Origin of the sequence: Azoarcus sp. TTM-91 (assembly GCF_012911025.1) — a bacterium.
GTDB lineage: Bacteria > Pseudomonadota > Gammaproteobacteria > Burkholderiales > Rhodocyclaceae > Azoarcus.
Genome location: NZ_WUEI01000117.1, coordinates 1 through 13,002, shown reverse-complemented (window position 1 = coordinate 13,002; position 13,002 = coordinate 1). Strand labels below are relative to the sequence as shown.

General features: G+C 68.1%; 13 protein-coding genes. 10 read left to right on the top strand and 3 right to left on the bottom strand.

Annotated elements, in window-relative coordinates; genetic code table 11:
- The first annotated feature begins 913 nt into the window (after positions 1 to 913).
- The 9 genes from GRF61_RS20480 to GRF61_RS20440 all read left to right on the top strand — a co-directional run bounded on the left by GRF61_RS20480 (position 914) and on the right by GRF61_RS20440 (position 8,732).
- Positions 914 to 2,374, top strand: coding sequence for a 2-hydroxymuconic semialdehyde dehydrogenase (locus GRF61_RS20480; RefSeq protein WP_169152476.1), 1,461 nt, complete (start codon positions 914 to 916; stop codon positions 2,372 to 2,374).
- Positions 2,375 to 2,663: 289 nt separating this feature from the next.
- Positions 2,664 to 3,461: a 2-oxopent-4-enoate hydratase gene (gene dmpE / locus GRF61_RS20475; RefSeq protein ID WP_169152475.1), complete on the top strand. Its 798-nt coding sequence runs from the start codon at positions 2,664 to 2,666 to the stop codon at positions 3,459 to 3,461.
- Complete coding sequence (gene dmpH / locus GRF61_RS20470) at positions 3,458 to 4,261, top strand: 2-oxo-3-hexenedioate decarboxylase (RefSeq protein ID WP_169152474.1); 804 nt, start codon at positions 3,458 to 3,460, stop codon at positions 4,259 to 4,261. Before dmpE ends, dmpH begins: the two co-directional genes overlap by 4 nt.
- A 19-nt stretch (positions 4,262 to 4,280) precedes the next feature.
- Entirely contained in the window at positions 4,281 to 4,502 is a 222-nt protein-coding gene (locus GRF61_RS20465) for a tautomerase family protein (protein ID WP_011765588.1), read from the top strand.
- Positions 4,499 to 5,413: an acetaldehyde dehydrogenase (acetylating) gene (locus GRF61_RS20460; protein ID WP_169152473.1), complete on the top strand. Its 915-nt coding sequence runs from the start codon at positions 4,499 to 4,501 to the stop codon at positions 5,411 to 5,413. Before GRF61_RS20465 ends, GRF61_RS20460 begins: the two co-directional genes overlap by 4 nt.
- Positions 5,413 to 6,459, top strand: coding sequence for a 4-hydroxy-2-oxovalerate aldolase (gene dmpG / locus GRF61_RS20455; RefSeq protein WP_169152472.1), 1,047 nt, complete (start codon positions 5,413 to 5,415; stop codon positions 6,457 to 6,459). Before GRF61_RS20460 ends, dmpG begins: the two co-directional genes overlap by 1 nt.
- A gap of 133 nt (positions 6,460 to 6,592) precedes the next feature.
- Positions 6,593 to 7,525 (top strand): catechol 2,3-dioxygenase, encoded by a 933-nt coding sequence (locus tag GRF61_RS20450; protein ID WP_169152471.1) that lies wholly within the window; start codon positions 6,593 to 6,595, stop codon positions 7,523 to 7,525.
- 21 nt (positions 7,526 to 7,546) lie between these two features.
- Entirely contained in the window at positions 7,547 to 8,302 is a 756-nt protein-coding gene (locus GRF61_RS20445) for an SDR family oxidoreductase (RefSeq protein ID WP_169152470.1), read from the top strand.
- 10 nt (positions 8,303 to 8,312) lie between these two features.
- A complete protein-coding gene (locus GRF61_RS20440; RefSeq protein ID WP_169152469.1) occupies positions 8,313 to 8,732 on the top strand; it encodes a tautomerase family protein in 420 nt (139 codons plus the stop codon).
- 283 nt (positions 8,733 to 9,015) lie between these two features.
- Here the strand turns inward: GRF61_RS20440 and GRF61_RS20435 are convergent, their stop codons facing one another.
- The 3 genes from GRF61_RS20435 to GRF61_RS20425 all read right to left on the bottom strand — a co-directional run bounded on the left by GRF61_RS20435 (position 9,016) and on the right by GRF61_RS20425 (position 11,859).
- Entirely contained in the window at positions 9,016 to 10,257 is a 1,242-nt protein-coding gene (locus tag GRF61_RS20435) for an FAD-dependent oxidoreductase (protein WP_169152468.1), read from the bottom strand.
- A gap of 1 nt (position 10,258) precedes the next feature.
- Positions 10,259 to 10,582: a 2Fe-2S iron-sulfur cluster-binding protein gene (locus GRF61_RS20430; protein WP_169152467.1), complete on the bottom strand. Its 324-nt coding sequence runs from the start codon at positions 10,580 to 10,582 to the stop codon at positions 10,259 to 10,261.
- 113 nt (positions 10,583 to 10,695) lie between these two features.
- The gene (locus GRF61_RS20425) at positions 10,696 to 11,859 is read right to left on the bottom strand and encodes a cytochrome P450 (protein ID WP_169152466.1); all 1,164 of its coding nucleotides are present in this window, start codon (positions 11,857 to 11,859) and stop codon (positions 10,696 to 10,698) included.
- Between the two features lie 220 nt (positions 11,860 to 12,079).
- Between GRF61_RS20425 and GRF61_RS20420 the strand changes: the two genes are divergently transcribed.
- Entirely contained in the window at positions 12,080 to 12,976 is an 897-nt protein-coding gene (locus tag GRF61_RS20420; protein WP_169152465.1) for a helix-turn-helix domain-containing protein, read from the top strand.
- Positions 12,977 to 13,002: the final 26 nt, after the last annotated feature.

Sequence of the window (13,002 nt, the reverse complement as noted above, 5' to 3'; positions counted from 1 at the left end):
TCGGTTCGGGGAAAGCCCCGGCGACAGGATGCGAGTGAGAACCGGCAAGGTGTGAGCGCTCAGGGCGCCCGGAAAAGACAACGCGGCCGCGAGGCTCTCACCACCGCGTCAGCGGTTTAGTTCAACGTGTTTTAGCTCGCAAATTCGCTTACTCATCCGGAACCCCGCGGTATAAATCGACAAATTCCGCATTAGTAACGAGCTGACTCATAAGCACTTTTGTGTGTGTCCCCGGTTATACACAGTCCTAAATGGGTGCCCAAATCCGGCGACGCGCCGGCAGCACTGTATGTCGAACGTATGAAGTGTAGCTGTGACGTATTGCTCGTGGCTGGCCACGGCCATTCGTTTGGCGTGAGCCCGGCTATCGGCTTAGGGCGACTTGATTGCCGACTCAGAGCGACGCAGCAGTGTTGTAGCAGCGCTCAGACACCTGCTCTCGGCCTTTGCTGTTCATCGAAGTGCTCGACGCAAGGCAAAACCGGCGGTGTATGGCGGTCCAGCGCAAGCATATGCGGCAGGTTTTGCTCGAGGCCGCCGCAGTCATGGATGCGGTGGCGCGCGACAGTGGAGGTGGAGGCCAGCAGGGTCGGCTGCCAGGATGCGAGTGCCTTTGTGCGCCTGTTCCGCGAGCAGGTGGGGATGACGCTCGGGGCGGGTATCGGGTGCGTTCTCGGGATGGCGGGGCGGGGCCATTTGCCGGAGCGTTGGGCGGCGATGAAGACGCATGAAGCACCGTCGCCACACCCGGGGCAGGGCGGTGCGTTCCGATACCCTGAAGGTATTCGGTCGCCAAAAATAAGGTATTGGACGGTATTTCTCGCGCTTCTTAGACTCCGTTTCGAATAGAACCCAACGCCATCCCGCCGCTTCCCAAGGCAGCGCGGCGGCGGGGCGGATAACGGAGGAGCAGATGCGTCAGATCGAGAATTTCATCGCCGGCGAGTACGTGGCCGCGGCCAGTGGGCGGCGCTTCGAGAAGCGGTCGCCGGTGGATAACAGGGTGATCGCCTCGATCAGCGAGGCCGGCCGGCCGGAGGTGGATGCGGCGGTGCAGGCGGCGCGCGCGGCGCTGCACGGCGAATGGGGCGGGCTCACCACGGAGCAGCGTGTCGAGCTGCTGTATGGCGTGGCCAACGAGATTACCCGCCGCTTCGAGGACTTCGTCGAGGCCGAGATGGCCGATACCGGCCAGCCTTCTCATGTGATGCGCCATGTGTTCATCCCGCGCGGCGCGGCCAATTTCAAGGTCTTCGCCGACGTGGTGAAGAACGTGCCGACCGAGGCTTTCCAGATGGCCACGCCGGACGGTGCCGGAGCGCTGAACTACGCGATCCGCGTGCCCAAGGGCGTGATCGGCGTGATCTGCCCGTGGAACGCGCCCTTCCTGCTGATGACCTGGAAGCTGGGCCCGGCGCTGGCCTGCGGCAACACCGTGGTGGTGAAGCCGTCCGAGGAAACGCCGAACACCGCCGTCCTGCTGGGCGAGGTGATGAACGCGGTGGGTGTGCCGAAGGGTGTGTACAACGTGGTGAACGGCTTCGGGCCGGATTCGGCCGGCGCCTTCCTCACCCAGCATCCCGGCGTGGATGCGATCACCTTCACCGGCGAGACCCGCACTGGCGCGGCGATCATGAAGGCGGCATCCGAGGGCATGCGCGATGTGTCTTTCGAACTCGGCGGCAAGAACGCCGGCATCGTGTTCGCGGACGCGGATTTCGACGCCGCGGTGGATGGCATCTTCCGCTCCGCCTTCCTCAACACCGGGCAGGTCTGCCTTGGCACCGAGCGGGTGTATGTGGAGTGGCCGATCTTCGAGCGCTTCGTGCAGGCGCTGAAGCTGAAGGCCGAGGCGGTGAAGTACGGCCGCCCGGAGGACCACGCCGCCAACTACGGCCCGCTGATCAGCCAGGAGCACAAGCGCAAGGTGCTGTCCTACTACGCCAAGGCGGTGGAGGAGGGCGCCACCGTGGTGACCGGCGGCGGCGTGCCCGACATGCCCGGCGAACTGGCCGAAGGCGCCTGGGTGCAGCCGACGATCTGGACCGGGCTGCCCGAAACCGCCGCGGTGGTGCGCGAGGAAATCTTCGGCCCTTGCTGCCACATCCGCCCCTTCGACAGCGAACAGGAAGTGGTCGCGCTGGCGAATGCCACCGACTACGGGCTTTCGACGACGATCTGGACGACCAATCTCGCCCGTGCCCACCGTGTTGCGGCGCGGGTGGAGGTGGGCATCACCTGGATCAACAGCTGGTTCCTGCGTGATCTGCGCACGGCCTTCGGCGGCTCGAAGCAGTCCGGCATAGGGCGCGAGGGCGGGGTGCATTCGCTGGAGTTCTACACCGAGACGCGGAATATCTGCGTGAAGTTGTAGGGCGGTCGCCTCGCACAGGGCGGCTTCGGCTTCTGGCGGGCTTGGGCACTGCTTTCGCGCAATGCCCAAAGGCGGGGGAGACCAGCGCCCTCTTGGAAGGGGAGGAGCAAGACAAGCTCCCGCCCGACGCCACGGAACAGCCGAACCCACTCCAACTCATTCCCTCCCGCCCAGGAGTCCCGGCCGCGCCTCGCCGCTCCGCAGGCGGCAAGCAGTGCTTGCCGAAACCCTTGCTCCCCCAAGGGGGGAGATACCGACATCACTCCCATCTCCATCCACAGAGGGACGCATGAACGAGGAAAAGATCCAGCACTACGGCGACGCGCTCTACGAAGCGTGGCGGGCGCGCCGCACCATTCCGCCGCTGGTCGAGCAGGCGCCGGACATCACCCTGGACGATGCCTACCGCATCCAGCAGCGCTATGTGGCGCGGCGGGTGCAGGCCGGCGAGACCATCGTCGGCAAGAAGATAGGCGCGACCAGCAAGCCGGTGCAGGATTTCCTGGGCGTGTTCCAGCCCGACTTCGGCCAGCTCACCTCGGGCATGGTCTATCAGGAAGGCGACACGCTGCCGCTGGATACGCTGATCCAGCCCAAGGCCGAAGCGGAACTCGCCTTCGTGCTGAAGGCAGACCTGCAGGGGCCGGGCGTGACCGCGATGGATGTGATCCGCGCCACCGACTACGTGGTGCCTTGCTTCGAGATCGTCGATTCGCGCATCACCGACTGGAAGATCCGCATCCAGGACACGGTGGCGGACAACGCCTCCTGCGGCGTGTATGTGCTCGGCAAGACCAAGGGCGATCCGCGCAAGCTGGACATCACGCTGGCCGGCATGGTGCTGGAGAAGAACGGCGAGCTGTACTCCACCGGTGTCGGCGCCGCGGTGCAGGGTTCGCCCGCCAACGCGGTGGCCTGGCTGGCCAACACGCTGGGCGAGCTGGGGATTCCGTTCAAGGCCGGCGAGGTGATTCTGTCCGGTTCGCAGTCGGCGCTGGTGCCGGTGGCCGATGGCGACGAACTGGTGTGCACCGTCGGCGGGCTCGGCAGCTGCCGGGTGAAATTTGCAGGAAGGAGCGCGGTATGAGCCAGAACCTGAGCCTGTCGCGCGAGGACATCGTGCGCCTGTGCGAACGCGTGGAAGGCGCCCAGACCCGCGCCTGCGCCATCCCCAAACTCACCGACGAATACCCGGCGATGACCATCGCCGACGGCTACGCGGTGCAGAGCGAGCTGCGCCGCCGCTACCTCGCCCAGGGCCATCGGCTGGTGGGCTGGAAGGCGGGGCTGACGTCGAAGGCGAAGATGAAGCAGATGGGCGTGGATGTGCCCTCCATCGGCTTCCTCACCGACCGCATGGCGCGGCCGGAGAACGCCGCGATTTCCACTGGCGACCTGGTGCATCCGCGCGTCGAGTGCGAGGTGGCCTTCGTGATGAAGCGCGAATTGCGCGGCCCCGGCTGCACCGCGGCGGACGTGCTGGCGGCCACCGACTACGTGCTGCCGGCGGTGGAGATCATCGATTCGCGCTTTGCCGGCTTCAAGTTCGACCTGCCCAGCGTGATCGCCGACAACGGCTCGTCGGCGCGCTTCGTCGGCGGCGGGCGGGCGCGCTACGTCGAGGAACTGGACCTGCGCACGCTCGGCGTGGTGCTGGAGAAGAACGGCGAGATCGTCGCCATGGGCGCCTCGGCCGCGGTGCTCGGCCATCCGGCCGAGGCGATCGCGATGCTGGTGAACATCCTCGCCGACCTGGGCGAAACGCTGCCGGCGGGCAGCTTCGTGATGAGCGGCGGCATTACCGAGGCGATTGCAGTGAAGCCGGGCGACAGCGTGGTCGCGCGCTTCCAGGAACTCGGCAGCGTGTCGATGCGCTTCGTGGCCTGAGCGATTTCAAGGGGGAGACATGCCAATCATCGAGATGCACCTGATGGAGGGGCGCACCGTCGAGCAGAAGCGCGCGGTGGCGCAGGCGGTTACCGAGGCGGTGACGCGCAGCCTGGGGGTGAAGCACGACAGCGTGCGGATCCTGATTACCGAACACGGCGACGAGGAGTTCTTCGTCGGCGGCATGAACATGGCCCAGCGCGCGGCGGCACAGCGCGCCGCGGCGGAGGAACAGCAATGAAGAAGATCAAGTGCGCCCTGATCGGCTCGGGCAACATCGGCACCGACCTGATCTACAAGATCAAGCGCAGCCCGGTACTGGAGCCGGTATGGATGGTGGGCATCGACCCGGCGTCCGAGGGGCTGGCGCGCGCCCGCGAACTCGGCCTCAAGACTACCGCCGAGGGCGTGGACGGCCTGCTGCCGCATGTGCTGGAAGACGGCATCCAGATCGCCTTCGACGCCACCAGCGCCTATGTGCACGCGGAGAACTCGCGCAAGCTCAACGAGCTGGGCGTGATGATGATCGACCTGACGCCCGCCGCCATCGGCCCGCTGTGCGTGCCGCCGGTGAACCTGCGCCAGCATGCCGACCGCGTGGAGATGAACGTGAACATGATCTCCTGCGCCGGCCAGGCGACGATTCCCATCGTCAATGCGGTGTCGCGGGTGCAGGGCGTGGAATACGCCGAGATCGTCGCCAGCCTGGCGTCGAAGTCGGTGGGGCCGGGCACCCGCGCCAACCTGGACGAATTCACCTACACCACCTCGTCGGCCATCGAAAAAGTCGGCGGCGCGAAGAAGGGCAAGGCGCTGGCCATCATCAACCCGGCCGAGCCGCCGCTGATCATGCGCAACACCATCTACTGCCTCACCGAGTCGGCGCCGGATCAGGCGCGCATCACCGAATCCATCCTGCAGATGATCGGTGAAGTGCAGAAATACGTGCCCGGCTACCGGCTGGTGAACGGGCCGAGCTACGACGGCAACAAGGTCTCGGTGTTCATGGAGGTCGCCGGCCTGGGCGACTACCTGCCGAAGTACGCCGGCAACCTGGACATCATGACCGCGGCCGCGACCCGAACCGCCGAGATGTTCGCCGAGGAGATCCTGGCCGGAAAGATCAAGCTGAAAACCGCGGAGGTGGCGTGATGAGCGAATCGAACCTGAAGGGGCGCAAGGTCGTCCTGCACGACATGTGTCTGCGCGACGGCATGCACGCCAAGCGCGAGCAGATCAGCGTGGCGCAGATGGTGAAGGTGGCCACCGCGCTGGACGACGCCGGCATTCCCTACCTGCAGGCGACCCACGGCGCCGGGCTGGGCGGCAATTCGCTGCAGCACGGCTTTGCGCTGGCGAGCAACGAGGAATACATCGCCGCGGTGGCGTCGCGGATGAAGCAGGCCAAGGTGTCGGTGCTGCTGATTCCCGGCCTGGGCACGATGCGCGAGCTGCAGGCGGCCTACGACGCCGGCGCCCGCAGCGTGCATGTGGCCACCCACTGCACCGAGGCCGACACCGCGCCCCAGCACATCGCTTTCGCCCGCAAGCTGGGCATGGACACCACCGGCTTCCTGATGATGTCCCACCTCAACGACGCCGCCGGCATCGCCCAGCAGGGCAAGCTGATGGAGTCCTACGGCGCGCAAACGGTGTACGTGACCGACTCCGCCGGCTACATGCTGCCCGCCGACGCCACCGCCCGCGTGCGCGCGCTGCGCGAGGTGCTGAAGCCGGAAACCGAGATCGGCTTCCACGGCCATCACAACCTCGGCATGGGCATCGCCAATTCCATCGCCGCGATCGAGGCCGGCGCGACTCGCATCGACGGCTCGGTAGCCGGCCTCGGCGCCGGCGCCGGCAACACGCCGCTGGAAGTGTTCGCCGCGGTGTGCGAGCGCATGGGCATCGAGACCGGCGTCGATCTCTTCAAGCTGATGGACGTGGCCGAGGACGTGATCGTGCCGATGATGGACCACATGGTCCGCGTCGACCGCGAATCGCTGACGCTGGGTTTTGCCGGGGTTTATTCCACCTTCCTCTTGCATGCGAAGCGCGCGGCCGAGCGCTTCGGCGTACCGGCGCGGGACATCCTGGTCGAGCTCGGCCGCAAGAAGATGATCGGCGGCCAGGAAGACATGATCCAGGACACCGCGATGACGATGGCGCGGGAGCGCGGGGTGACGGACGCGGCTTGAGCGCCGCCGAATCCGGACTGACTTTCAGCCGCCGCACTTTTGCTCCTTCCCCCTCGACGGGGAAGGGGAAGAACACCGCGCCCGCGGCCAAGGCCGGGCGCGAAGCAGAAAAAACAACAGAGGAGACAACAACATGGCACTACGAGGTCTGCTGCGGCTCGGCGAAGTCGCGATCCGCGTACTCGACATGAGCGCCGCGCGCGAGCACTACGGCCGCCGGCTCGGTCTGCACGAAGTCATGCAGGGCGAGGGCGGGCGGGTCTATTACAAGGCGTGGGACGAGCACGATCACCATTGCCTGGTACTGCGCGAGGCCGATTCCGCCGGCATGGACTACTTCGCCTTCAAGGTCTATGACGACGCCACGCTCACCGAACTGGCGCCGAAGATCGAGGCCTTCGGGCTGAAGGTGGAGCACATTGCCGCCGGCGTCTATCCGCACTCCGGCCGGCGCCTGCAGTTCCGCCTGCCGAGCGGGCATCTGATGCAGCTCTACGCCCACAAGGAGCAGACCGGCAACACGCTGGGCACGCGCAATCCGGGCGTGATGCCGGACGAAGGCGTGATCCGCGGCTGCCGCATCAACCGGCTGGACCACTGCCTGCTGGGCGGGCCCAATATCGACCAGAACGCGCGGCTGTTCCGGGAGGTGTTCGAGTTCGACCTGAGCGAGCGCCTGATCGACGTGGACAGCGAGGCCTCGCTGGCACTGTTCCTGAGCTGCTCCACCAAACCGCACGACATCGCCTTCGTGCTGCAGCCGGAGGAGGCGCGCTTCCATCATGTGTCCTTCCTGCTGGAATCGACCCACGACGTGATCCACGCCGCCGACCTGATCGGCAAGTACCGCATTCCGGTCGATGTCGGCCCCAACCGCCACGGCGTCACCCGCGGCGCGACCATCTATTTCTTCGACCCCTCGGGCAATCGCAACGAGGTTTTCTCCGGCGGCTACGTGCATTACCCGGACACGCCGACGCTGACCTGGGATACCAGCGAGCTGGGCGCGGCGACCTTTGCGCAGGACAACATCCCGCGCGAGAGCTTCCTGACCGTGCTCACCTGAGTTGCCACCGGAAGGAAACGCATGAAATCACAACAGGAAATCGCAGTCGTCGTCGGCGCCACCGGCGCTTTCGGCCAGGCCATCGTCTCGCGGCTGGCGGGGCAGGGGTTGGCGGTGGTGGCGGTGGCGCGCTCGGTGAATGCGCTGGACGCGCTGCGCGAGCGCTGCCCGGGCCTGCGGCCCTGCGCCGCCGACATCGCGTCGGACAGCGCCATCGCGGCGATAGGCGCCGCGGTCGACGGGCCGGTGCGGATGGTGGTGCACGGCCCCGGCGTGGCGGTGGCGGGCGGCATTCTCGGCGCGCCGACGGCGTCGATGACCGAGGCGGTGAACATCAAGGTCGGCGGCCTGCTGCGCCTGGTACGGGCGGTCGATGACCGGCTGGCGCGGGGAGGGCGCATCGTCGCCATCGGCGGGCACTATGGCCTGGAGCCGACCGCTTACGCCGCCGCCGCCGGGGTGGCCAACGCGGCGCTGATCAACGTGGTGCGCCAGTTGAGCCTGGCCTATGGCGAGCGCGGCATCACCGCCCACACCATCGCCCCCGGCCCGGCCGACACCGAGCGCCTGCACCGTGTCGCCGCCGACCGGGCCGCGCTGCGCGGCATCAGCGTGGATGCGGTGCTGGATGAAATGCGCGGCGAATCCTCGATCGGCGCGCTGACCACGCCGGAGCAGGTGGCCTGGGCGGTGTCGCTGCTGCTGGCGCCCGAAGCCGACGCGATGACCGGTTCCACGCTGATGCTGGACGCCGGCCGCCGCCGCGGCCTGCCCTGAGGAGGCCGGGATGCCGATCCTGCATTTTCATCTCGCCGAAGGGCAGCACACCGCGGAGCAGCACGAGGCGCTGTTGGTGGAATCCAGCCGCTTCTTCGCTGAAGTGCTCGCCTGCCCGGTGGACCGCGTGCGGGTATTCATCCAGCTCTACCGGCCGGAACTCGTGGCGGTGGGCGGCGTGCCGCTGGAGCGCGAGGACAGGCGGGCGCCCTATTTCAGCTTCGTGGTGATGGAAGGGCGCTCGCTGGCCGACCGCCAGCGCCTGCTGCGCGGCTTTACCGATATCGTCGAACGGGTGCTTGGCGTCGACCGCGCCCTGGTGCGCGGCGGCATCGTGCCGGTGATGCCGGAGAACTGGGCGATAGGCGGCGTGCCGGGCAGCGTCATGCGGCAGGGTGAGGTCGCGGCTCGCGCGGGTCGGACTAGCTGACCTCTCTGGCTTATGCCACGCCTGGATTCTTCCCGGGCGGTGCTGCCTCACTGGCGGGCGTCAGTGCCACGACGGCCCGCGAGCGGCCCGGCCGCAGGCGCTGCCGGCCCATGCGGCGGGCCGGGCGCTGCATCCCGGCTGCCTTGAGGTGGGCCCGTGGAGGCGCCACCTTGACCCGGAGCAGCGCCGCCTCGCCCCGCCTTGCCACACCGCTACAACCGGCTCCAGCCTCATCGCCGCATCGGCTGCCAGAGCCCCGGTTCCCCCGCCCCGAAGAACGGAATCAGCTGCTTGTGGCCGGCGCCGGTGTCGCCAGCACGGTGTTGAGCTCGAAGCCGCTGTCCGCCGCCTGTGCCGGCGTCGGCGAGCGGCCGGCATCCAGCATGCGGCGGGAGAGCATGTGCACCTGTGGCTGGTTGAGGGAATCCACCGCCAGCAATTGCTCGCCGCGATAGTGGAACAGAGAGAAGGCGTGCGCCTCCTGACTGCCGCGCAGCACGCTGCGGTCGGCACCGGCGGCGAGGCCGGCCATCTGCAGCTTGACCTCGTACTGGTCGGACCAGAACCACGGCCGGGCGCTGAAGGGGCGCTCGCGGCCAAGCAGCGCGGCGGCGGCGGACTTGCCTTGCTCCACCGCCGCCTGCACCGATTCCAGCCGGCGCAGGCTGCCATCTTCCAGCCGGGTGACGGTGCAGTCGCCGCTGGCAACCACGTTGGGCGCAGAAGTGCGCGAGCAGGCATCCACCAGGATGCCGCGATCGCAGGCGATGCCGGCGGCGGCCGCCAACTCGTCATTGGGCAGCACGCCGATGCCGGCGACCACCAGCCCGGCTTCGAACTCGCGGCCGTCGGCGCAGCGCACGCCATGGGCGCGGCCCTGCTCGCCGAGGACCGCCGCCACGCTCACGCCCAGCTCCACCCGCACGCCGTGGGCGCGATGCAGCGCCAGGTAGAAGTCCGACAGCGCAGGTGGCACCGCCCGCGCCATCAGCCGCTCCGCCGCTTCCAGCACGGTGACGCGCTTGCCCTGGGCGGCGGCGACAGCGGCGAATTCCAGGCCGATGAAGCCGCCGCCTATCACCACCACCGCTTCGGTGGCGGCCAGGGCGTCGGCGATGCGGCGGGTGTCGTCCAGGGTGCGCAGGCCGAACACGCCGTCCAGCTCCGCGCCGGGCAGCGGCAGCGCGCGGTTGCGCGCGCCGGTGGCCAGCGCCAGGCCTTCGTAGTCCAGCTGGCTGCCATCGGCCAGCGTCAGCGTCTGCCGGGCGATGTCGAGGGCGGCGACGCGGCTGCCGGGGCGGAAGTCGATGCGCTTCTTCGCCAGCGCTTCCGGGCTGCGGATGAAGAGCTGGGCCTCTTCCGCCTTGCCGGCAAGGTAGGCCTTGGACAGCGGCGGCCGGTGGTAGGGCGGCACCGCTTCCTCGCCCAGCAGAAGGATGCCGCCCTCCCAGCCTTCGCTGCGCAGGGACTCGGCGACCTGCAGGCCGGACTGGCCGGCGCCGACGATGACGATGGGCGCGCTCATGTCAGCTCTGCGCCGCCGGCAGTTCCACCAGGATGCCTTCCAGCGCGGCGGTGGCCTTGACCTGGCAGGCCAGCCGGCTGGTCGGCCGGCGCTCGGCCACCACGTTCTCCAGCATCGCCGCCTCGTTGTCGGCGGCCGGCGGAATGAGGGCCAGCGCGGCTTCGTCGATGTAGCAGTGGCAGGTGGCACAGGCGCAGGAGCCGCCGCATTCGGCCTCCATGCCATCCACGCCGTTGGACATGGCGCCCTGCATCAGGCTCCAGCCTTCGGGCACATCGATTTCCTGCCGGCCGCCGTTGGGTTCGACGTAAGTGATCATGACCATGGTTTGTCTCCTCTCGATATGGGGATGCGTGTTCTGTGTTGCGGACTGTGTTGCGGAAAATGCAGCGCGACCGCCGGCGCGGGGCCGGCGGTCGTCCTGGGTGACGCAGTGCTTCAGCCGACCGCCAGATCCAGCCGCAGCGGGCTGCGGAAGGTGGAGGAGGGCATCCACGGCAGTTGCTCCTGCACCCGGCTGTACTCCGGGAAGACCCTGTGGAATTCCTCGAAGGCCATCTTCACCGCCATGCGGGCGATGGCGGTGCCCAGGCAGGCGTGGGTGCCGCCGCCGAAGCCGAGGTGGCCGCGCGGCTTGCGGTCGATGTCATACACGTCCGGGTTGGCGAACTGGCGTTCGTCGCGGTTGCCGGAACCGTAGGCGAGGCAGATGAAATCGCCTTCCTTCAGTTGCTGGCCGTGCAGCTCGATGTCCCGGGTGAGGCAGCGGCGGAAGCGCTGGGCGGAGGTGTTGAAGCGCAGCGACTCCTCGATGGCTTCCGGCAGCAGCGCCGGATCGGCCACCACCCGGCGGCGGGCCTCGGCGTGGTCGGCGAGGTTGAGCGCGAACATCGACATGAAGCCGCCCAGCGACTCGATGCCGGCCATGATCAGCGTGGTCGTGGTGAGCAGCACCTCGCGCTCGGACAGGCGCTCGCCGTCGATCTCGGCCAGGCTGAACTGGGAGATCAGATCCTCGCCCGGCTGCTTCACCCGCTCGGCGATGATGCCGCTGGCGTACTCGCTCATCCAGTTGAAGGCGGCGATGTGGGCCGGACCCTTCTGCCGCGTCGCCGGGTCGGACTGCACCATCAGCACCGCGCGGTCGCGCACCGCCACCTCGTCGCCCGGCGGCAGGCCGAGCACGCGGAACAGCACTTTCACGGTGAACTTGGAGGCGAAGTCCTCGACGAAATCGAACTGGCGCTGGCCCAGCAGCGGCTGCAGCGCGTCGATGGCGGCCTCGCGGATGGCGCCGTCCAGCGAGGCCAGGTTGCGCTTCATGAAGGCGTGCTGCACCAGGCCGCGCAGACGGTCGTGGCGCGGGGGATCGGTGGTGCCCAGGGTGGCGCCGGCGCGGTTGGGCAGCTCGGTCATCAGGTTGCCGCGCGCTGAGGAATAAGTCTGCCAGTCGTTGAGCGCGGTCACGATGTCGGCATAGCGCGACAACACCCACATGTTGGCTTCCTGGCTCCAGAAACAGGGATGCTCGTCGCGCAGGGTGCGGTAGAACGGGAACGGGTCCGCGTCCACCGCTGGTGAATAGGGATCGAAGCTGAACATGTCTCCTCCTTGTCGGGCGCCGCCGGCTGGCGGCACCGCATCTTGGCGGGCCGCCGGAACCGGCCGCGCCATGCAGCCACTTTAGGGACAAGACCCTGGCGCGAAAATGGACTAAGCCGGAGGCGGCTTGTACTATTCCGTCAATCTGCGCCACGCCCCCGAGGGCGGGCACAACAGGCCAGGCACGCAAGACCGGCCGTGAATTCAGGCGAGGAGACCCATGCACCCCGACGCACCCGGCGCGGCCATTCCGCGCTTCTTTCTCTATGGCGACGCCGGCACGGTGGCGGACGCCGAGTTCTTCCACATCGAAGACATCCGCAGCCGCAGCGAGCGCTACGACTGGGAGATCGGCACCCACACCCATCCCGGCCTCTACCAGGTGGTATTTTTCCTCGATGGCGGTGGCGAGCTGACGCTGGATGGCCGGCGCTCGGCGGTGACGGCGCCGCTGGCGGCGGCGATTCCGCCCGGCGTGGTCCACGCCTTCCGCTTCACCCCCGGCACCCACGGCTACGTACTGACGCTGACCGCCGCCATGCTGTCCGGCGAAGCCGGCAATGCGGGCCGCATGTTCGAGGACGTGCTGTTCCGCCAGCCGCAGGTCATTCCATTGGAATCGGCGGCGCCGATGGCCGCGCTGCTGGAGCAGCTGCAGGCCGAGTTTCATGAGGATGCCGCCGGCCGGGCGAAGATGGTGGAGTGGCTGGTGTGTGCGCTGCTGATGCTGCTCGCCCGCAGCCGCCTGCAGGCCGCCGACGCCGCCACGCCGGCCGACCGTGCCCGCCACGAACTCTTCGCCCGCTTCCGCGCGCTGGTGGAGGCGCACTACGCCGAGCACTGGCTGGTGCCGCGCTACGCCGAACTGCTGCACACCACCGAGAGCACGCTGAACCGCCTGTGCCAGGCGGTGGCCGGCCGCTCCGCCTTCGAACTGACGCAGGACAGGCTGCTGCTGGAGGCGCGGCGCAAGCTCATCTACATCGCTGCGCCGGTGTCGCGCATCGCCTACGAACTCGGCTTCCAGGACCCGGCCTACTTCTGCCGCTTCTTCCGCCGCCGCACCGGGCTGACACCTTCGGCTTTCCGGCGGCAGGGGATGGAGGGCGAGGGGTGAAGCTCAGGGTGAGAGGAGTGGGGGCA

What these genes read in the sequence shown, in the direction of transcription:
- GRF61_RS20480 (WP_169152476.1), top strand. Translation starts at nt 914, where the DNA reads ATGCGTCAGATCGAGAATTTCATCGCCGGCGAGTACGTGGCCGCGGCC.
- dmpE (WP_169152475.1), top strand. Translation starts at nt 2,664, where the DNA reads ATGAACGAGGAAAAGATCCAGCACTACGGCGACGCGCTCTACGAAGCG.
- dmpH (WP_169152474.1), top strand. Translation starts at nt 3,458, where the DNA reads ATGAGCCAGAACCTGAGCCTGTCGCGCGAGGACATCGTGCGCCTGTGC.
- GRF61_RS20465 (WP_011765588.1), top strand. Translation starts at nt 4,281, where the DNA reads ATGCCAATCATCGAGATGCACCTGATGGAGGGGCGCACCGTCGAGCAG.
- GRF61_RS20460 (WP_169152473.1), top strand. Translation starts at nt 4,499, where the DNA reads ATGAAGAAGATCAAGTGCGCCCTGATCGGCTCGGGCAACATCGGCACC.
- dmpG (WP_169152472.1), top strand. Translation starts at nt 5,413, where the DNA reads ATGAGCGAATCGAACCTGAAGGGGCGCAAGGTCGTCCTGCACGACATG.
- GRF61_RS20450 (WP_169152471.1), top strand. Translation starts at nt 6,593, where the DNA reads ATGGCACTACGAGGTCTGCTGCGGCTCGGCGAAGTCGCGATCCGCGTA.
- GRF61_RS20445 (WP_169152470.1), top strand. Translation starts at nt 7,547, where the DNA reads ATGAAATCACAACAGGAAATCGCAGTCGTCGTCGGCGCCACCGGCGCT.
- GRF61_RS20440 (WP_169152469.1), top strand. Translation starts at nt 8,313, where the DNA reads ATGCCGATCCTGCATTTTCATCTCGCCGAAGGGCAGCACACCGCGGAG.
- GRF61_RS20435 (WP_169152468.1), bottom strand. Translation starts at nt 10,257, where the DNA reads ATGAGCGCGCCCATCGTCATCGTCGGCGCCGGCCAGTCCGGCCTGCAG.
- GRF61_RS20430 (WP_169152467.1), bottom strand. Translation starts at nt 10,582, where the DNA reads ATGGTCATGATCACTTACGTCGAACCCAACGGCGGCCGGCAGGAAATC.
- GRF61_RS20425 (WP_169152466.1), bottom strand. Translation starts at nt 11,859, where the DNA reads ATGTTCAGCTTCGATCCCTATTCACCAGCGGTGGACGCGGACCCGTTC.
- GRF61_RS20420 (WP_169152465.1), top strand. Translation starts at nt 12,080, where the DNA reads ATGCACCCCGACGCACCCGGCGCGGCCATTCCGCGCTTCTTTCTCTAT.